This is a genomic window from Francisella hispaniensis FSC454, assembly GCF_001885235.1.
GTDB classification, from domain to species: Bacteria; Pseudomonadota; Gammaproteobacteria; order Francisellales; family Francisellaceae; genus Francisella; species Francisella hispaniensis.
Map to the genome: position 1 here is coordinate 1,154,780 of NZ_CP018093.1, position 20,282 is coordinate 1,175,061.

Genomic DNA, 20,282 nt, shown 5'->3' on the forward strand with positions numbered 1-20,282 from the left:
TATAGACAAAAAAGACTTTTATTAAAATGTTGCGAGTGACAAACTTTTAAGGTTTTAGTTAGTTTTTTTGTTTAAGCCATATTTACTAATTATAAATGCTCCAATAACACTTACTAATCCTCCAATTATTGCAGAATAAGCTTCTGTTTCTCCTAGAAGTATCCAGCCAAGAAATAAAGAAATAATTGGCATAAAATATAAAAAGCTAATTGCAATAGTTGCCGATAAATATCTAAAAGCATACCCCCAAAATAAGTAACCTAATGCGCCAGGAAATACTCCTATATAAATTACAACAAAGATACTTGTAAAATTTGCAGTAGATAATTCTGCATAAGCCTCATTAGAATATACCATCAGCATAATTGTACCAAACCAAATACAATAAGTTATAGCCTCAATTGGATGAAATTTTATAAATAAGCTTTTTTGGAAAACTGAATAAATAGCTCCTGAAAAACAAGCACCATATATTAGACAAATTCCTATAAATTCAAATGATGTATCATTTTTTGAGAAAAAAATTATTACAGCACCTACTATCGCTATAGTAAAACCGAAGATACCATATTTGTTAATTTTCTCACCCCAAAATACAAATGCAAATATTGCTACAATAATTGGTGCTTGAGCAATAATAAAATTTGCACCTGCTGCGGTGATTCTTGACTCACCAGAATTTAGAAATACGTTATATGCAAAAAAGCCAAAAAAACCTAAAATTGCAAACCTAAATAAATCTTTTAAACTAGGTAGAGTTTTATTTTTTTGCCTGATGAATATCACAAGCATAACGATACTTGCTATAGCATATCTAGTTAAAGATAAGCCTCCTGCACTAAATCCATTTAGCATTAAATAACGAATTCCGATAAAAGCAGTTGACCACATTGTTATAGTTAGTAACAACAAAATTAATGCTTTTTGGGTAGATAAAAGATTGTGCATAGATAATTAGCTTGGTTGATATATTTAATCTTGAATCATTTTATTAAGTTTTTTGCCAATTACAAATGCTATTACTGCAAAAACTATCGCAACCAAAGAAACATAACCAAATAACTCTTGATATTTATAGAAACTACTTATAGTCATTTGAGTATCAAAGCCTTTTGACTCATCATATTGTATACCACTTGTAACTGCTTGAGCAATTGTTGTACCGATCTTAATACCAATAGCTGATGTTATAAACCATGTTCCCATAGCAAAGCCAGTTATCCTTTGAGGTAATAATTTAGCCATTAAAGACAATCCTAGAGCCGAAATTAATAATTCACCCGCTGAGAAAAATATAGTTATCGCCAAAACTTCCCAAAGAATACTAACTTTAGATGTAGGATCATTAATCAAACACGCTAAGAACATACTGCCATATGCTAAACCACAGAGTAGTATTCCCAAAGCAAATTTAAATGGTAAGCTAAAATCTTTTTTTCCTAATTTTGTATATATAAAAGCTAATATTGGTGACAAGATAATTACACCAGCAGTATTTAAAACTCCAGGTATACTTTGAGGATTAACACTATAACCAAATAAATTTAAATTAACATGATGAACATTAAATAAGAAGAATGAAGTTGATTTTTGCTGATATATTATAAAAAACAGTACTGCATAAATTAATAAGATAATTGCTGCTAATATCTTTTTTCTTGAACTAGGATCTTTTTCAACATAAATTTGAAAGGCAAATACTCCAAAAATAAGCCCTGCCCCAAACCATAAAATATAGTTAATAGTATCGTTAGCTTGTAGTATTATACTAAGTCCAATTATTGCGATAATAAAAACTGACACTATAAGAATAGTTCTTGGATATCCCATATTTCTAAAATCAACTTCATTACCGATATCTTTGATACTAGCGTAACTCAATAGACTATTTAATATACCTATTGCAAAACCTACAGAACACACTCCATACGCAGCAGTGTAACCATATTTTGTTGCTAAAACAGGTATTAGAAGCGATGCTGATAAAGATCCCATATTTATAGACATATAAAAATATGTATAAACAGAATCAAGTTTAAGTTTATCAGTATATATTCTAGAAATTAAGTTTGTAGGTGCAGGTTTAAACAGTGAAGATCCAACAATAATGCAAGCTAAACTTATATATACATAATTATCTATATTTACAAAATAAGGACTTAAAGCTAAGCTAAAATATCCAACTAAAAGAAAAACTGCTCCCAAGAACATTGTTCTTTTAATACCAAAAATTTTATCAGCAACATAACCACCAATAGCATTAAAAACATAACTTAATGAAGCAAATCCCCCAAATAAAAGTACCGCTTGCTTCTCTGTAAAGTCAAAACCATATTTGCTCATAAAGAATAAAATGGCCGTATAACTAAACAAACCCGTAATAGCCAAATCTTTCAAAAAATTCAAAGAAGCATAGTAAAAAGAATGAATTTTGTCTTTTAAGATTCATTAAATTGTATCCATAATAATTTTAATTTGAATTTGATTATAACTAGTATTAAACAGCATTATAAGAAAAACTTTAATTAAAATGCCCAAATCAATGTAATAGAACATTGATTTAGTTGATATCTTAACTTATTTGCTAGCTAGAAAATTCTCACAATCTTAGAATTTTCATTTTAAATTGTGTAGCAATCATTTATATTTGATTTATAGCTATTCTCATTTTAGTCAAAAAATAATGTCAAATACTAGAGAAGTTAAACTTAAAAATATGGTTGCTTATGGCTCTGGCGATTTTTTTGGTGGTGGTGCATTTACAATTCTTGGACTTTGGTTAATGTATTTCTATACTAATATTGCTGGTTTATCGGCTGCTGAGGCCGGATTAATAGTAGCAATAGGTAGAGGACTTGATGTATTTGCTGATCCTATTATGGGTTACATATCAGACAATTGGAAAGGACCATTAGGACGTAGAAAGTTTTTCTTTGTAATAGGAGCGCCTTTAGTTACAGTATTTGCATTGCTTTGGATTCCAGGTTTTGGATTTTGGTATTATCTATTTGGATATGTTGCTTTTAATTTTATTTTCACAATGATACAAGTTCCATATGAGACATTAGCAGCTGAGATGACGGATAGTTATGAAGTTAGATCAAAGATGACTGGTATTAGAATGATTTTTTCACAAAGCTCAAATATAGTTGCAGGATTTTTGCCCGCAACTATTATGTATTTTTTTGCAAATGAAAAAACATCTTTCATCATTATGGGAGTTATTTGTGCAATTTTGTTTATGTTGCCTTGGTTTTTTGTCTATAAATTTACTTGGGAAAGGGATGTTATAGTTACAAAGAAGCAAAATACTAACCTTGTTACTGAGTTGAAGCTTATTTTCATCAATATTTTTTCAACGCTTAGAGTTAGAGCATTTAGACTTAATTTGATAATGTATATTGGTGCTTTTGTAGCTTTAGATGTTTTCGGTGCTAGCTTTGCATATTATTTTACATTTATTTTGGGTTATAATGTTAGCTCAGCGTCGGTTGTGTACACCTGCTTTTCAATAATCCAGGTTATATCCGTGCCTATATTTGCATATTTATGCATCAAAATAGGTAGTGTAATGAGTTATAGGATTGCTATTAGTTCTCTAATTTTAAGTATGCTTAGCTTTATAATCATTCCGATTTTTAGCCCTCTAGTTGCATTAATACTTTTTGTTGTAGTTATTTTTGTATTGGGTTTTGCTAGAGCTGGATGTTATTTTACACCTTGGAATATCTATAACTTTATTGCTGATATTGATGAAGCTCTAACCACAAAAAGAAGAGAAGGTACTTTTGCTAGCACTATGACTGTTTCACGTAAATTAGTACAAGCTTTAGCATTTGCCTTGGTTGGCTTTACTCTATCAATATTTGGTTTTAAAGCTGGTGAGATTATACAAACAGAATCTGCACTATTTGGTATAAGTATTTGTTTTATTGGGGGAACCATTTTATTTTGTATTATTGGTGCTATTGCTGCTTCAAGATTTAGACTTACACAAGCTAAGCATGCTACTTTAGTAACAGAACTTAAAAGACTTAGAGCTGGAGGAAAGCTAGAAGATGCTCCAACTAATGCCATAAAAATTGTCGAAGAACTCACAGGTTGGCCTCATCAGAAGACTTGGGGACATAATAATATATTTTAGGATTTTTGCTTATGTTAGATATTTGTAAATTTAAACTCAAAGATACCAAACAAGATCATCTTTTATTTGAACTTGAAGAAAAACAGTTATTTGCAAGAATTTTTGTTTTAGAAGAAAATATATTCAGAGTACTTTTAACTAAAACATTAAAGCCATCTTTAGATAAAACTTGGTCAATAACAAAAAATGATATTCCATTTGAGGGAATTGATAGATTAGATACCTCAAGTTTTAGTTGCCCAAATTTTGAAGCTTATGGTAATGATGATTTTGCGGTTATAGCAACTTCAAAACTAAAATGTGAAATAAAGCTTAATGGTTTTATCATTAGTTGGTATAAAAGAGACTCTGACGAATGGGTTAAAATATCTCAAGATTTAGATACTCAAGCATACAATTTAGACTTTTGGTCAGATCGAGGTGTGTATCATGCTATTAAGAAAGATCCTAAATCTATGTTTTTCGGTCTTGGTGAAAAAACTGGTTCTCTTAATCGCGATAAAAAGCGCTATGAGATGAAATCAATAGATCCAATGGGATATGATGCAGAAAGTTCTGATCCTTTATACAAACATATACCGTTCTTTATATCTCATAATCACTTATATAAAACATCATTTGGTATATTTTACGATAATTTAAGTGATAGTATTTTTAATTTTGGTAAAGAAATTGATAATTATCATGGACCATATATTAGTTACGAGGCTAAAGCTGGTGATTTAGATTACTATTTTATACTTGGTGATAAGATTGCTGAGGTCACAGAAACTTTTAGTACTATAACAGGTAAGACTATATTACCACCCTATTGGAGTTTGTATTATTCAGGTTCTACAATGACTTATACAGATTTGCCTGATGCTCAAAGTCAAATGGATAATTTTATCAAAGATTGTCAAAAATATGATATTCAATGTGGCTCATTTCAATTAAGCTCAGGATATACTTCTATTGGAGATAAAAGATATGTTTTTAATTGGAATCATTCAAAATTTCCAGATATACAATCTTTTACCAAAAAATATTCTGATAATGGCATTAAATTATGTGCAAACATTAAACCATGCCTACTTCAAGACCATCCTAAATTAGACGAAGTAGCAAGCTTTAATGGTTTTATTTACAATAAATATTATACAAAACCAGAACTTGTGCAATTTTGGGATGAACTAGGATATTATCTAGATTTTACAAATCCTAAAACTATATCTTGGTGGCAAGATAACGTTACCAAACAACTTTTAGAAAAAGGTATAGAATCGACATGGAACGATAATAACGAATATGAAGTTTATAATGGTGAAGCTATTTGCTACGGTTTTGGTAAAGAAATAAAAATTAAACATATTAAACCTATCCAATCATTATTAATGACAAAAGCAAGTTTTGAGGCTCAGAAACATTTTGCTCCACAAAAGCGCCCTTACCTAATTACAAGATCAGGATGTGCTGGACTACAAAGATATGCTCAAACTTGGACGGGAGATAACTATACAGAGTGGAAAACATTAAAATATAATTTAGAAATGGCTAAAGGATTATCTTTATCAGGTATCTATAATTTTGGTCATGATATAGGCGGTTTTAGTGGACCTGCTCCAGAGCCGGAATTGCTTATTCGTTGGATTCAGCACGGTATATTTTATCCTAGATTTACTATTCACTCATGGAATGATGATAAATCAGTAAATACTCCTTGGATGTATCCAGAAGCTTTACAAACAATACAAAAAGCTTTTGATTTACGTAATGAGCTAATTCCATATATTTATCAGCTTTGCTACCAGTCACATACAGATGCCAAAGCTATTCTAAAACCAACTTTTTATGACTTTGAAACCGATATAAGAACTTTTGAAGAAAACCAAGATTTTATGCTCGGAAACTTACTTATAGCAAATATTTTAGAAAAAAATCAAAGAGTTAGAGAAATATACTTACCTAAAGGATCTAATTGGTATGATTATTATGCAGGTAGAGTTTATCAGGGTGGAAAAATTATTAGTATAAATGTAGATATCCAAAGTATCCCAATATTTGTTAGAGAAGGATCAGTTATTGTTACAAATAATTGCAAAGCTGGATTTAATAATTTCAATCAAGAATTAGTTTACAAAATTTATCCTTCACTAACTGATATATCAACACAACATCAAATCTATTTAGACGATGGTGAAACCATGGGTTATTTAAATGGTGAAAATGCTGTTTTAAATATTCAAGTTATAAACAAAGATGGTAAACTTAATATTGATTGGCAATATCAAGGTCATGAATATTTTAAAGTAGCTCATCCTCAAATAATCAATATGAACAAGGAATTAAAAATATAATGCTTAATCTGCAAAATCTCTATAATTGTGAATTACCGAAGTACCAACGTGATAAATTAAAATCTGGTATGCTACATATAGGTATAGGAGCATTTCATAGAGCACACCAAGTTTATTATATTGATAAACTACTTAATGCCGGCGATCAAGATGCTCTAAATTGGGGTTATATTAGTGGAACTATTAGAAGTAACCAAAAGCTAATTGATAACCTAAAAGCTAATGATTGTTTATATACCCTATCAACAAATGATGAAAATGGTACTCAAAATAGGATTATAGGCGCGTTAAAGGAAGTATATTTTGCTGGAAATGACCATTGCGAAAATTTAGTGACTAAAATTGCAGATCCAGAAACAAAGATAATTACCTATACAGTTACTGAAAAAGGCTATTATGTAAATTTATCAACGCAAGAATTAGATTTTGATAATCAAGATATAGTTTATGATTTAGAAAATTTATCTTCACCTAAAACTGCTATAGGGATTACAGTTGCTGGTTTATATAAAAGATGGCAACAAAACTCTCAGCCAATTACCCTACTTAGTTGTGATAACATGCCAAATAATGGCAAAATTCTTAAAAAAGCTATTCTAGAGTTTTCAAGTAAAATAACTATACAACTTAGTATCTGGATATCAGAGAATGTTAGTTTTCCTAGCTCAATGGTCGATAGAATTGTACCAGCAGTTACACAGCAAACTTTAGATAATATTGAAAGTATGATTGGTCAGAAAGATATTTCAGCTGTGGCAACCGAAGAATTCTCTCAGTGGGTAATTGAAGATGATTTTGCAAATGGGCGCCCCGCTTTAGAAAAAGTTGGAGTTGAATTTGTCGAAGATATAGAACCTTTTGAAAAATTAAAATTAACTATGCTAAATGGAAGTCATAGTCTTATTGCATATCTTGGCGCCTATACAGGTTTCAAAACGGTAGATCAAGTTATATCTCAGCCTGAGTTTTATAACTTTATTAGAAAATATATGTTAGAAATTGCTGCGCCATTAGTGGATGGTTTGCCTAAACAAGTTTCAACTGCTGAATATGCTAATAAACTTTTACACAGATTTGCTAACCCTCACCTCAAGCATAAAACTGAACAAATAGCTATGGATGGTTCAAAAAAGATTCCTCAAAGATGGTTAGGATCTTTAAACTATCTTTTAGAAAATAAACTAAATTTTGATATTCTAGCTTTGGGGCTAGCCGGATGGATACTCTTTTGTAGTGGTAAAAATCAATATGGAAATACTCTAGAGATTAGTGACCCTTTAAAGTACGTTTATGAATTAATATATCAAAAAAATAGTACTATTGATAAAATAGTAAATGAATTCCTAGCAATAAATAGCATATTCCCGAGTACTATCTCACAAAATAAAGACTTAGCAAAAAAAATAATATTTTTTATTGAAGAAATAAACAAAAATGGTGTTATAAAAGTTATTAGTAAATTAGGAGAATAAAATGATAGAATCATGGCGTTGGTTTGGTCCAAATGATCCTGTATGTATTGAAGATATTATGCAAACTGGAGTTACTGATATTGTAACTGCTTTGCATCATATACCTAATGGTCAAATTTGGCCTATAGAAGAAATCCAAAAAAGACAGTATGAGGTAGAGAACTCAGTAAAACTTGGTAAAACTCACTTAAAATGGTCTGTAGTTGAGAGTATACCTGTTCATGAAGATATCAAAAGAGGCAAGGCTACTCGCGATGAATATATAAAAAATTATTGTCAAAGTATTCGTAATCTTGCTAAGTGCGGTATTAAATTGATCATATATAATTTTATGCCAGTATTAGATTGGACACGTACAGATCTAGCCAAGCAAACTCCTACTGGTGCTAAAACGTTATCATTTGATGAGGTTGCTTTTGCTGCTTTTGATATACATATTTTAAAAAGAGAAAATGCTATAAAAGATTATAAACCTCAGATTATTACTCAGGCAAAAGAGTATTTTGAAAAGATGTCATCGGATGAAAAAGATAAACTCACAGCAAATATTATTGCAGGACTACCTGGTGCTGAAGAGAGTTTCTCTCTATCACAATTTCAAGCTGCACTTGATGAGTACAAAGATATTAATAAGGAAAGACTTCGTGAAAATTTAATTTATTTCCTAAAGAAAATAGTTCCAGTAGCTGAGGAAGTTGGTACTAAACTAGCAATTCATCCCGACGATCCACCCTTTGAGCTTTTTGGCTTACCTAGAATTATTAGCACTATACAAGACTATGACTGGTTATTTGAGCAAATCCCATCTATGACTAACGGTATAACATTTTGTGCTGGTTCTCTTGGATCTAGATGGGATAATAACTTGCCTCTTATGGCAAAAAAGATTGGTCGAAGAATATATTTCACACATCTAAGAAACGTAGCTCTTGATCCAGAAAGCCGCAGTTTTTATGAGGCGGAGCATCTATGTGGTAACACAGACATGTACGCACTTATAAAAGAGATCCTAAAAATAGAAAAAAATTCTCAACCAATATATATGCGACCAGATCATGGACAACAAATGTTAGCTGACTTAGATAAAAAGACTAATCCAGGATACTCATGTATTGGTCGCATGAAAGGTCTTGCTGAAGTCCGTGGTGTAGCGTATGCCGTTAAAAGAGAAATAGAAAATGCAGCGCAATAAACTTTTGGCTATCGGTGAATGTATGCTTGAGCTTAGTGGTCAAATCCAATTAGGCTCTAATACTAAACTAAGTTTTGGCGGAGATGTTTTAAATACTGCATTATACTACGCTAGACTAGAAGGAGAAGTTACTTTTTTAACCGCTCTGGGCGATGATAACTTCTCAACTCAAATGATAAATCAATGGAATGATGAAAATATCGATACTTCTGAAATCCTAAAACTCAAAGATAGAGTCCCTGGTTTATATGCAATCCAAACCGATAATAAAGGAGAAAGAAGTTTTTATTATTGGCGTGAACAAGCGCCAATTAAAGATATTTTTTATCACTTGACTAAAGAAAACTTAGATAAATATACTAAGCAGTATCGGTACTTATATTTTTCAGGAATATCGCTATCACGTTGGGATGATAAACAATTAGAAATTTTTGCAAACTGGCTAGAAAACTTTAGAAACTCTGGGCAAGATAAAGAAATTATTTTTGATTTAAACTATCGCCCTAAATGTTGGCAATCCAAAGATCAAACAAAAGCATATTTAATGAAAGTGTTAAAATATGTAACTATAGTTTTAACTACTTTTGATGATGAGCAGCTTTTATTTAATGATGTAAACTACCAACAAACTTTAGATAGGTATAATAAATTTAATATACCTATGATTATTATAAAGCATGGAAAAAATCCAACTATATTAAACTATCAAGATCAAATCAACTTAATAAAAGCGACAAAAATAGTTACTCCTATAGATACAACTGCAGCTGGGGATAGTTTCAATGCGGCATTTTTAGCAGCTTTTGCTAAAGGTATAAATTTACACAAAAGTATTAAATTTGCTCAAAATTTTGCTGCTGAAATTATTCAACACCAAGGCGCAATAATTAATAAAACTCATACAGATAAATATATAGATCAACTAAAGGAACTAATACAATGACAATAGCTGAGTTACTTAAAGATAATCCTCTAATTCCAGTAGTCTCTGCAGATACCATTGAAGAAGCTAATAATATTCTAAATAAAGTCCGCGAAAAGAAATTCAAAATAGTTGAATTTACTCTTAGAACACCAAATTCTCTAAATGTAGTTGAAGAGGTAATCAAATCGAACAAAGACTTAATAATCGGAATAGGAACTATAACTAATATAGAGCAGTTTAGAAAAGCAAGATTTTTTGAGGCAGATTTTTATGTTTCTCCAGGAGCTAGTAATGAATTATTAGAATTTGCTCAAGAGCATAATCTTAAATATTTACCAGGGGCTGTAACTCCTTTTGAAATTATGACTGTAATGACTTATGGTTTTAAAATTATTAAATTTTTTCCAGCAGAAGCATTTGGAGGAGTCAAACTTCTAAAAAACTATAAAGCTGTTTTTCCTGAAGTCAAATTTTGTGCTACAGGAGGTATAAATACAACAAATCAACAACAATACTTAGATCAAGAAAATATAATCGCTATAGGAAGTTCATCATTAATATAAAAGGAGATGAGAATGTTAAACGATAATGTTTTAATGCCTACGGATAAACAAACTAGGGACTTAGCCTTTGAAATTTATCAACATATCAAAAATTTACCAATTATTAGTCCTCATGGACATACTGATCCAAAATGGTTTGATGAAAACCAAGCATTTGAAAATCCAGTAGAACTTCTTATAAAGCCAGATCATTATATTTTTAGAATGTTTTATTCACAGGGACTAAGATTAGAAGATTTTGGTATAGCTAGAAAAGATGGTAAAGCTGTAGAAACTGATCCAAGGAAAATATGGCATAAAGTTGCTGAAAATTGGTATCTATTCAAAGGTACACAGGTTGGATTATGGTTTGATGCACAACTAAAAGATGTATTTAACTATGATAAATCATTTAATCCAGCAACAGCTGATGAACTTTATGATCATATCGATAGCTGCCTAAGACAAAAAGAGTTTTTACCACGTGAAATTTGTAAAAGATTTAATATAAAGGTTATAGCCACTACAGATGATGTTGCTGACGATTTGATTCACCATAGAAACATTGCTAATTCTGATTTTGATTGTAAAGTAGTACCAACATTCCGCCCTGATAGTGTTACAAACCCAGAGCTACATCCAGTGCATAAAAACATAAAAAAACTTGTAAAGAAGCTTAATAAAAAAATAGAAAGTTATGATGACTTTATCAATGTACTAGCTGAACGACGCGAGTTTTTTAAAGCTAACGGTGCTACTGCTTCAGATCATGGTGTGACTATTCCTAAAGCATATGATCTAGATAAATCTGAACGTCGTAGTTTGTTCAAAAAAATAATAACAGATGTAGCATCAGACAAGGACAAACGTATATTTAGCGGTCAAATGCTAACAGAAATGGCAAAAATGGCTACAGATGATGGTCTTGTTATGCAAATACATGCAGGTGTTTTTAGAAATCATAACCCAAGGATTCAAAGAAAGTTCGGTAATGATAAAGGTTGTGATATTCCATTAAAATGTGATTTTGTAAATGGTTTACATCCTCTTTTAAGTAAAGTAGGTAATAATCGCAATTTCAAAACAGTATTATTTACCATGGATGAATCAACCTACTCACGTGAATTAGCGCCATTAGCTGGACATTATCCAAGTGTTTTTTTAGGTCCAGCATGGTGGTTTAATGATTCTGCTGAAGGCATGAGAAGATTCCGTCATGCTGTTACCGAAACAGCAGGATTCTATAACTGCTCTGGATTCATTGATGATACGCGTGCGCTACTGTCAATACCTGTAAGGCATGATATTGCAAGACGTATTGATGCTGTTTATTTAGCAGAAATGGTTCTTCAAGGAAGAATTTCTAAAGAAGATGCTTTAAATATTGCTTATGACATAACTTATACACAATCTATCAAAATATTTAATATGCATAATCTTATTATGGAGAAGTAAAACTTATTATGGAGAAGTAAAACTTATTATGGAGAAGTAAAACTTATTATGGAGAAGTAAAATGTATTCACAAACTCAACAAAAATCATCAAAACTTTATGTGGTTATAATTGTTGCTGTGGCAGCAATTGGTGGACTATTATTTGGTTTTGATACTTCTATTATTGCTGGTGCTACACCATTCATTCAAAGAGAATTTATGGCTGAACATTGGCAGTTAGAAATGGTAGTAAGCTTCTGTGTCCTAGGGGCATTTTTTGGTGCTCTAATGAGTGGTTACTTTACTGATAGATTTGGACGCAAGCGAGTAATGATTGCAACTAGTTTGATTTTTATTATTGGAACATTAGTTGCTTGTTTAGCTACAAATATTGAAACTTTAGTTTTAGGTAGATTTATGCTAGGAGCAGCTATTGGAGTGGCGTCTTATGCTGTGCCATTGTTTATAGCAGAAGTTGCTCCAGCATCTAAAAGAGGATCTTTAGTACTCTGGAACGGTGCATTTCTAACAGGTGGTCAGGTTATAGCTTTTATTGTTGATTATTTTCTAACTAGTAGTGGTAGCTGGAGAGTTATGATAGCAACGGGATTAGTGCCTGCAATTATGCTTTTTGTTGGAATGTGCTTTATGCCCTACTCACCAAAATGGTTATTCTCTAAAGGTAGAAAACATCAAGCTCGTGAAACTTTAGCAAAAATTCGTGAAAGTGAAAATGCGGTTTTTCAAGAGCTCTCTGCGATACAAAACAATCTTCAAAAAGCTATTAAACCAAAATTCTCAGCTATTTTTGATAAAAAGATTCGCCCTGTTCTGTACATAGGATTAGCGCTAGGGATATTTCAACAATTTTTTGGTATAAATACGGTCATGTATTATGGACCATATATAATGAAAAATATTGGTTTTGATGGTAGTGAAATGCAAATGCTTATGACTCTTTCATTAGGACTTGTTAACTTCATAGCCACAATTTTAACAATAATTTTCATTGATAAGCTTGGTAGAAGGAAATTTCTCTTAATTGGCTCAGCGATGGCAGCATTAAGTCTATTTAGTATGATTTATTTACTTAATAACGTTACAAATAGTGCTGTTGCCATATTGGCTTTAGTATGTCTTCTTATATATAGTTGGCTATTGTATTAGTGTTGGATCTCTCTTTTGGTTAATTATTTCAGAGATTTTTCCACTAAGTGTTAGAGGATCAGCGATGAGTTTTGTTGCTTCAGTACAATGGTTGGCTAACTTTGTAGTCGCTGCAACCTTTTTAACTATCTTGATAACTATAGGTGTATCATTTACATTTGGTATATATGCTTGTGTCGCGAGTTTAGCCTTTATTATTACATATTTATTTGTTCCAGAAACAAAAGGGGTTGATCTTGAAACTATCGAAAATAATCTCAATAAAGGAATAAAAACAAGATTTCTAGGTAAACAAAGTTAATGGTTTACAAATTAATTTATAAGGAGAAATATTATGTCACAAACTGCAGAAAATACATTTGGTGAATTTCGTAACTATACAGATAGTAAATTCCAAGATCGTGTAGAAAGAACTTACAGAGAAATGCATATAAATCAAAATCCTGATTATGTAGCTCAGATGAAAGCAAAGTATTTTAAGCTTGAACTGGCAAATATGGATGTTTATGAGGTATTTAAACTTTTAGAAAACGTTCATGATGAAAGTGATCCAGATAATGACTTACCACAAATTGAACATGCCTATCAAACTGCTGAAGCTTGTCAAAATAAATTTTTAAAAAATGATACTGAAATCAGAGAAAATGCTTTGATTAAGTCACTTTTTAGAGATCATGAATGGAAAAGTTTGCCTAAAAAATGGCAAGAATTTTATACTAAAAAAGAAACTCTTGCTAATTTATATAGTCATATAAAAGATTGGTCATGGTTTCCATTAGTAGGTTTTGTTCATGATTTAGGTAAAATTATGACATTACCAGAATATGGTCAATTACCACAATGGTCAACAGTTGGTGATACATATCCAGTAGCTTGTCCTTTTGCAACAGCAAATGTTTTTTCTCATAAAGAGTTTTTTAGAGATTCTAAAGACTATAACAAATATAGTATAGAATCTGACACACACTATGGAATCTACAAAAAAGAATGTGGCTTTGATAATGTTGATATGAGTTTTGGACACGATGAATATATTTATAAGGTATTTGAACAAGGAAGCAATATCCCTTATGAAGGGTTATATCTCTTACGTTATCATTCTTTTTATCCTTGGCATACTCCACAAACAGGTGGTTTAGCTTATCAACAACTTGCAAATGAAAAAGATTGGTTATTATTACCTTTATTAAAAGCTTTTCAAAAAGCTGATTTATATTCAAAATTACCAGAGTTACCACCTAAAGAAGTTCTAGAAGCAAAATATAAAGCTCTTCTTGATAAATGGATACCTAAGAAAAAAATTAACTGGTAAGCTTAAAAAGTTTTAATCTAAACTTAGAAATAATAATGCTATTATGGAACTACTATAATAAATTATTTTATCTATGAGCATTAAAAAAATAGATATTTTTAATTATGCATTTATCGCTTTTCCAGTAGCATTTGCAAGTATTCCAATATACATATTTATCCCAGACTATTATCATACAAATTATGGCATAAACTTAACTATTTTAAGTATAGTTTTATTTGTATTAAGAGCGCTTGATGCGATATTTGATCCCCTTATTGGATGGTATTGTGATAGGTTTCATTATCTTAGTAAAATAAGCCTCATTGCAATTGTAGCTATATTTATAGCAGGAGTTTTCATAATATGTGTACCAGTATTTCCAAATATAATTATTAATCTTGCTATTGGAATTTTTTTATCTACTTTAGCTTTTAGTTATATAACAATATTCTCTACCACAAAAGGAGCATTATGGTTAAAAGATGATAACAGTAAGTCAGTAATAATTTCAGCTCGAGAGATTTCTAATATTATAGGAGTGCTTGTAGCATCAGTTTTATTATCTATTCTTCTTGCTTTCATTCCTCATAAAAATAGTTATTTTCTTTATGCTATTATTGCGATCATATTGATTATAATTTCAAGTATCTTTTTTTTAAGGTGGATAAATAAAGTTGAATTAGAAGATAAATCTAGACACGTAATATATAATTTTAATATTAAAAGTTATATTAATCATTTTGACAAAGATGGAGCATTTCTTTTTGTTAGCTATATTATAAGTGCTATAGGTTCTACTCTACCAGCTGTAGCTATTATATTTTTTAGTAAATATGTTTTAAAAACTCCAGAATTAACAGGGATATACATATTTGTTTATTTTCTAGGCGCAATAATTTTTATACCAATAGTAAAAAAAATATCATTAAAATTTGGAATTATTAAAACTTGGGGCTATGTTCTTTTATTTTATGCAAGTATTTTTTCTTTTGTTTTTACATTATCTGATGGAGATTATATTCTTTTTACAATTATATCTTTCATTTCAGGAGCTGGACTTGCTACAGAATTGATACTTCCAAGTATACTGCTTGCTAAATGGATAGATAGTTATCCAGAGCGAAAAGAGCTTGGTAATGGATACTATGCACTATTAGCATTTATTGCAAAGTTTAGTTATGCAATTGCAACTGTTATAACCTTCCCTCTTATTAATATCTCGTTTTCATCAGATATTGATAACCTCAATATTGTTCTTAAATTTATATATTGTGTTTTGCCGTGTATCATGAAGCTTTCAGCTGCTGCTATTATATTTATCTGGTATAAAAAATTAGCTAATAATCATAATAACTTATGATTGTTTCTTATATAAATTGTTGCTGCAGCAATATCGTATATAGAGTTCATACGACTTAATTCCTTGTATCCTAGAACACAAAGCACTCCTAAAAACTTACTCATTGGTTCAATATTTGCTGAAGTTGCACTTACATTATCTAACTCAACTTTTTTTTGGAAAAAAATATTCAAAGGATTAATTATTAGGCTAGAAATATTAGCATCAGCAATTGTAAGAGTTCCATCTGTTGCCTGAATTGTTTTTTTAGAAGTACTTTTCAAACCCAAACTTTCACTATATTTATTAGCTATCGTAAAATTAGATGTCCCTGTATCAACTAAGCAATTTACAGGTGAATTATTATCAATAGCTATACTCATTATTTGATACTGCGAAATTAATTTTGTCAAATTGATCAACAAATAATCACTATTATTCTGTAATTTTTGACCAATTAAATAGTGTTCTTTAGGTGTTATTGTTCTATTTGTCAGGTATATGTATGATCGAGAAAAATCAAGTATTGCATTATATTTTTCTAAAAAATCTAAACCTACTATAATAATTGGATATTGCTTTTTCTTTGGTTGAGTAGTAATTCTAGCTTTTATATTATTTAAACTTATATTGCCAATTTCTATCTTATCTAAAATTACATTATAATTTTTACTCTTCTGCCCTGCCATATTTAATGAATAATTCTGATCTTCTATTTTATTAAGTTTCAGCTGATTTACAGAAAAATTAAATATACTAACTCCCTTAGAGCCAGAATCAAATAATACATAAGCTTTATTTTGATTTACTTTACCAATTAGATATGGAGTAGCAAATTCTTGATTAGTATTGACTAATTTTAGCTTTTGATAATCGTATTCTGCTAAAAAGTTATCTAAGCTTTTAGCTTGTAGAATATTGATAAATAAACAAAGACTACAAATTAATAATATTTTTCTGAGCATTTTTTATAAATGAAATTAAATTTTTTATTATATTATGTTCTTAATCTTGCTGTTAAACAATAAAAAATTATTGTTTAACAATAATTTTTGTATAAAATAATAATACAAACACAAACTTAGGTATATAATCATGCAAAATCTCCAAAAAACTAGTAAGTTTTATAAGATTATTTTTAAAATAATTTTTATATTAATAATCATATCTGTACCTTGCTTTTGGGCATTTGCTCAACAAGGCTACATACCATCATTTACAGATACAGCTCAATATTATATTGATGAAATTTCACATCCTCTTTCTTTAGATACTAGAGTCATAGGATTTTTAGTAAGTCTAATACCTGTTTCAGTTATACTATACATAGTGGCATTGCTAATTAAGCTCTTTGCTAGTTATGAGAGGCTTGAAGTTTTCTCTTATGAAGTAGTTTCAATATATAAAAGATTAGGATGGGGATTAGTATATTATTTTATAGCTCAAATTATTTTTGAACCTTTAATCTCATTGACTCTAAGTTATCACAACCCTGTCGGAGAGCGATTTGTTAGCTTATCTATTTATACCAATGAAATAGTAGCATTACTATGTGGAGGCGTTATTATAACTATTTCAAAAGTTATGCAAAAAGCTCATGAAATTGCTGAAGAAAATGATTTAACTATTTAAGGATATTTCTATATGACTATAAGGATTGACTTAGCCAAAATTATGCTTGATAAACAAGTAAAATCTAAAGATTTAGCTAAGGCTATTGGCATTACAGAGCAAAACTTATCGATATTAAAAAATGAAAAAGCAAAAGCTATTAGATTCTCCACATTGGAAGCTATATGCAAGTATCTTGAATGTCAACCAGGAGATATCTTAGTTTATGAAAGCTAAACGATATCATAAAAACAAACTACTGATATTAAACATAAGAGAATAATAACAAATGAAAAAATTACAAAGGATGAGTAAATTATATAAATGGTTTTTATGCCTTGTTTTTCCTTATGAGATTATCACCTACATTTGGATTTTTTTATATGGAAAGTTTACGATTACTAATGGTAATACAACTATTTATCTTACAACTGAAAACTTTTCAGAAAAAGTTGTACTAGTTACAAAATTACTATTACTGCTTACAGATATGACACCTCTTATTTTTTTCTATATATCATAGGATTGTTAATCAAAATTTTCGATTTATGTACAAAGCTAGAAATATTATCATCTAAAGTTGTTTCATTATATAAAAGATTAGGTTGGACTATAGCAGGATTAATTACTTATTCATTACAATCAGTTATATATAGCTATAATATCCCAGAGGGAAGAAGTATATATTTTAATATAAGTACGGATGATGTATGCAAGTTCATGATAGGTGTAGGAGTTATTATAATTGCATATATAATGCAGGAAGCTAAAAAAATATTAGATAAAAATAATTTGAAATTAGATGGTACACTTATATAAATATATCTTTCGCTTTGGTTAATATTTCCATTTTCAACTAAAAGAGATTCTTAGTTCATTAAAATAAATAATATGGAATAATTTAGATATATAAAATAGCTATGTATATTGTTACAATGTATTTCAAGTAAAATTAATTTTAGATCCTATAAAAAATGAAATTAATAAAAATAAATAAATATTTTTAATCATTGGTATATTTTTTATCAACATAAGCTTTGCAAGCTCTGATAAATATCATCTAGAAACACCTCCTATAAAAGTTTCTACTAATAAACCTGACTTTAGAGATATCAAAAACGTAGCTGAAAAAAAGAAAACCTTTATAGACTTTATGTCGAAAGAAATAGATGAAGCTAATAGCGAGATATGTAGACAAAGAGATACTATTTTAAGATTACAAAAAATTCTTAATAGTAATCAAAATCTAAATGATAATCAAAAAGCTAAAATAAAAAAATATACTGATTTCTATAAAGTTTGGGGAGATAAAACCTTACAACAACAAATAGATGAGCTAGTACTTAAAGTTAATATAGCTCCTAAGAGTCTTGTAATTGCTCAGGCAATTCTTGAAACAGGATGGGGAACTTCAAGATTTGCTGTAGATTATAATAATTATTTTGGCTTACATTGCTTTGAAGAAAATTGTGGTGTAAAAGCCAAAGATTCTGATGTCCAAGTTGAAACTTTTAAAGATGTAGGCGATAGTGTTTTAGGTTATTATTATAAGTTAAATACTGTAGATAAGTTCAGTAAATTTAGAACTGTGAGAGAATTAAATGGTACTGGGGAAAATGATACAGATCAACTAATCGATACTCTAGGAGATTACTCTTCATTAGAAGGCCAAGAATATCAACATAGAATAAAAGATGTGATTAAGTATAATGACCTTAATAAATTCTCTAGCTCTTGCTAACCCTAAACTACTTCTCTAGTTAAATCTTTTAAAATTCTTATATTGATAGAGTTTGTTGTTGATCTGCATTTAAGCTATCTGGGATTTTTAATTTAAAATGGTTATATGCTAATAGAGTTGCAATACGTCCTCTAGCTGTACGCATAATATAGCCTTGTTGGATTAAATAAGGTTCAATCACATCCTCAATAGTACCCTTTTCTTCACTTAAAGCTGCTGACATTGTATCTAGTCCTACCGGTCCTCCAGCAAATTTTTCCATTAATGTAAGCAAATACCTATGATCCATATGATCAAAGCCAACTGGATCAACTTTAAGCATACTCAAAGCTTTATCAGCAATTTCAAAGCATATCACTCCAGAACCTTTAACTTGAGCATAGTCCCTCACTCTACGTAAAAGTCTATTAGCAATTCTAGGTGTTCCCCTTGAGCGTTTTGCAATCTCCATCGCACCATCAGTAGTAATATCTAGATTTAGTAACTTTGCTGAACGATAAACAATTTTTGACAAATCATCTATCGAATAGAACTCTAGTCGCTGAATAATACCAAATCTATCACGCAGAGGTGATGTCAAAAGCCCTGCTCTTGTAGTTGCTCCAACTAATGTAAACGGCGGTAAATCAATTTTTATAGATCTCGCTGCTGGACCTTCACCTATCATTATATCAAGTTGGTAGTCCTCCATAGCAGGATAGAGAATCTCTTCTACAACTGGGCTTAAGCGATGAATTTCATCAATAAATAACACATCATTCTCTTCAAGGTTAGTCAAAAGTGCAGCCAAATCGCCAGCTTTTTCTAGCACTGGACCACTTGTCTGCTTAAGCTCAACCCCCATTTCATTAGCAATGATATTTGATAATGTTGTTTTACCTAAGCCAGGAGGTCCAAATATAAGTGTATGATCAAGAGCATCTTTACGCGCTTTTGCTGCTTGAATAAAAATCTCCATCTGTTCACGTACAGCTGGTTGCCCCTCATACTCTGCCAAAGTTTTTGGTCTGATAGCTCTATCTATAACATTTTCATCACTCGTTTGAGCTGTATTAGCTGAGATTATTCTATCTGTTTCGATCAT

16 protein-coding genes and 2 pseudogenes are annotated in these 20,282 nt (G+C 30.2%); 14 read left to right on the plus strand and 4 right to left on the minus strand.

Features of this window, described 5'->3' with window-relative positions:
- Positions 1-54 precede the first annotated feature (54 nt).
- Positions 55-948, minus strand: a complete 894-nt coding sequence (locus FSC454_RS05665) for a DMT family transporter (protein WP_066045406.1) — start codon at positions 946-948, stop codon at positions 55-57.
- A gap of 24 nt (positions 949-972) precedes the next feature.
- Positions 973-2,449, minus strand: a pseudogene (locus FSC454_RS05670) (peptide MFS transporter).
- A 234-nt stretch (positions 2,450-2,683) separates the two neighbouring features.
- On the opposite strand from FSC454_RS05670, the gene FSC454_RS05675 reads away from it, so the two are divergent.
- The 10 genes and pseudogenes from FSC454_RS05675 (at position 2,684) to FSC454_RS05720 (ending at position 15,867) form a co-directional block, all read left to right on the plus strand.
- Entirely contained in the window at positions 2,684-4,144 is a 1,461-nt protein-coding gene (locus FSC454_RS05675; protein WP_066045408.1) for an MFS transporter, read from the plus strand.
- Between the two features lie 11 nt (positions 4,145-4,155).
- Complete coding sequence (locus FSC454_RS05680; protein WP_066045410.1) at positions 4,156-6,480, plus strand: glycoside hydrolase family 31 protein; 2,325 nt, start codon at positions 4,156-4,158, stop codon at positions 6,478-6,480.
- Entirely contained in the window at positions 6,480-7,952 is a 1,473-nt protein-coding gene (locus tag FSC454_RS05685) for a mannitol dehydrogenase family protein (protein WP_066045412.1), read from the plus strand. Before FSC454_RS05680 ends, FSC454_RS05685 begins: the two co-directional genes overlap by 1 nt.
- Position 7,953: 1 nt before the next feature.
- Entirely contained in the window at positions 7,954-9,144 is a 1,191-nt protein-coding gene (uxuA, locus tag FSC454_RS05690) for a mannonate dehydratase (protein WP_066045414.1), read from the plus strand.
- Positions 9,131-10,087 carry a sugar kinase gene (locus FSC454_RS05695; RefSeq protein ID WP_071794806.1) on the plus strand — a complete coding sequence of 319 codons (957 nt, stop codon included), beginning with the start codon at positions 9,131-9,133 and terminating at the stop codon, positions 10,085-10,087. The genes uxuA and FSC454_RS05695 overlap by 14 nt, the downstream gene beginning before the upstream one ends.
- A complete protein-coding gene (gene eda, locus FSC454_RS05700) occupies positions 10,084-10,632 on the plus strand; it encodes a bifunctional 4-hydroxy-2-oxoglutarate aldolase/2-dehydro-3-deoxy-phosphogluconate aldolase (protein ID WP_066045416.1) in 549 nt (182 codons plus the stop codon). Before FSC454_RS05695 ends, eda begins: the two co-directional genes overlap by 4 nt.
- A 12-nt stretch (positions 10,633-10,644) precedes the next feature.
- A complete protein-coding gene (gene uxaC, locus FSC454_RS05705) occupies positions 10,645-12,066 on the plus strand; it encodes a glucuronate isomerase (protein WP_066045418.1) in 1,422 nt (473 codons plus the stop codon).
- 61 nt (positions 12,067-12,127) lie between these two features.
- Positions 12,128-13,514 (plus strand): annotated as a pseudogene (locus FSC454_RS05710) (sugar porter family MFS transporter).
- Positions 13,515-13,547: 33 nt separating this feature from the next.
- A complete protein-coding gene (locus tag FSC454_RS05715; protein WP_014548196.1) occupies positions 13,548-14,525 on the plus strand; it encodes an inositol oxygenase family protein in 978 nt (325 codons plus the stop codon).
- Positions 14,526-14,598: 73 nt separating this feature from the next.
- Positions 14,599-15,867, plus strand: a complete 1,269-nt coding sequence (locus FSC454_RS05720; RefSeq protein WP_071794807.1) for an MFS transporter — start codon at positions 14,599-14,601, stop codon at positions 15,865-15,867.
- On the opposite strand, the gene FSC454_RS05725 is transcribed toward FSC454_RS05720, so the two are convergent.
- Complete coding sequence (locus FSC454_RS05725) at positions 15,852-16,811, minus strand: retroviral-like aspartic protease family protein (protein WP_071794808.1); 960 nt, start codon at positions 16,809-16,811, stop codon at positions 15,852-15,854. The two genes, FSC454_RS05720 and FSC454_RS05725, sit on opposite strands and share 16 nt — an antisense overlap.
- A gap of 130 nt (positions 16,812-16,941) precedes the next feature.
- Between FSC454_RS05725 and FSC454_RS05730 the strand changes: the two genes are divergently transcribed.
- The 4 genes from FSC454_RS05730 to FSC454_RS05750 all read left to right on the plus strand — a co-directional run bounded on the left by FSC454_RS05730 (position 16,942) and on the right by FSC454_RS05750 (position 19,198).
- Positions 16,942-17,478, plus strand: a complete 537-nt coding sequence (locus FSC454_RS05730; RefSeq protein ID WP_066046220.1) for a DUF2975 domain-containing protein — start codon at positions 16,942-16,944, stop codon at positions 17,476-17,478.
- Between the two features lie 12 nt (positions 17,479-17,490).
- Positions 17,491-17,694, plus strand: a complete 204-nt coding sequence (locus FSC454_RS05735; RefSeq protein WP_014548192.1) for a helix-turn-helix domain-containing protein — start codon at positions 17,491-17,493, stop codon at positions 17,692-17,694.
- 288 nt (positions 17,695-17,982) lie between these two features.
- On the plus strand, positions 17,983-18,276 hold the full coding sequence (locus FSC454_RS05745) for a hypothetical protein (protein WP_244148252.1): 294 nt from the start codon (positions 17,983-17,985) through the stop codon (positions 18,274-18,276).
- A 334-nt stretch (positions 18,277-18,610) separates the two neighbouring features.
- A complete protein-coding gene (locus tag FSC454_RS05750; protein WP_066045387.1) occupies positions 18,611-19,198 on the plus strand; it encodes a glucosaminidase domain-containing protein in 588 nt (195 codons plus the stop codon).
- A gap of 37 nt (positions 19,199-19,235) precedes the next feature.
- On the opposite strand, the gene ruvB is transcribed toward FSC454_RS05750, so the two are convergent.
- A complete protein-coding gene (ruvB, locus tag FSC454_RS05755; protein WP_066045381.1) occupies positions 19,236-20,282 on the minus strand; it encodes a Holliday junction branch migration DNA helicase RuvB in 1,047 nt (348 codons plus the stop codon).

Coding starts and splice junctions, on each gene's coding strand:
- FSC454_RS05675 (WP_066045408.1), top strand. CDS start 2,684: ATGTCAAATACTAGAGAAGTTAAACTTAAAAATATGGTTGCTTATGGC.
- uxaC (WP_066045418.1), top strand. CDS start 10,645: ATGTTAAACGATAATGTTTTAATGCCTACGGATAAACAAACTAGGGAC.
- FSC454_RS05720 (WP_071794807.1), top strand. CDS start 14,599: ATGAGCATTAAAAAAATAGATATTTTTAATTATGCATTTATCGCTTTT.
- FSC454_RS05665 (WP_066045406.1), bottom strand. CDS start 948: ATGCACAATCTTTTATCTACCCAAAAAGCATTAATTTTGTTGTTACTA.
- FSC454_RS05735 (WP_014548192.1), top strand. CDS start 17,491: ATGACTATAAGGATTGACTTAGCCAAAATTATGCTTGATAAACAAGTA.
- FSC454_RS05685 (WP_066045412.1), top strand. CDS start 6,480: ATGCTTAATCTGCAAAATCTCTATAATTGTGAATTACCGAAGTACCAA.
- FSC454_RS05680 (WP_066045410.1), top strand. CDS start 4,156: ATGTTAGATATTTGTAAATTTAAACTCAAAGATACCAAACAAGATCAT.
- FSC454_RS05725 (WP_071794808.1), bottom strand. CDS start 16,811: ATGCTCAGAAAAATATTATTAATTTGTAGTCTTTGTTTATTTATCAAT.
- FSC454_RS05715 (WP_014548196.1), top strand. CDS start 13,548: ATGTCACAAACTGCAGAAAATACATTTGGTGAATTTCGTAACTATACA.
- FSC454_RS05730 (WP_066046220.1), top strand. CDS start 16,942: ATGCAAAATCTCCAAAAAACTAGTAAGTTTTATAAGATTATTTTTAAA.
- uxuA (WP_066045414.1), top strand. CDS start 7,954: ATGATAGAATCATGGCGTTGGTTTGGTCCAAATGATCCTGTATGTATT.
- ruvB (WP_066045381.1), bottom strand. CDS start 20,282: ATGATCGAAACAGATAGAATAATCTCAGCTAATACAGCTCAAACGAGT.
- FSC454_RS05695 (WP_071794806.1), top strand. CDS start 9,131: ATGCAGCGCAATAAACTTTTGGCTATCGGTGAATGTATGCTTGAGCTT.
- eda (WP_066045416.1), top strand. CDS start 10,084: ATGACAATAGCTGAGTTACTTAAAGATAATCCTCTAATTCCAGTAGTC.
- FSC454_RS05750 (WP_066045387.1), top strand. CDS start 18,611: ATGTCGAAAGAAATAGATGAAGCTAATAGCGAGATATGTAGACAAAGA.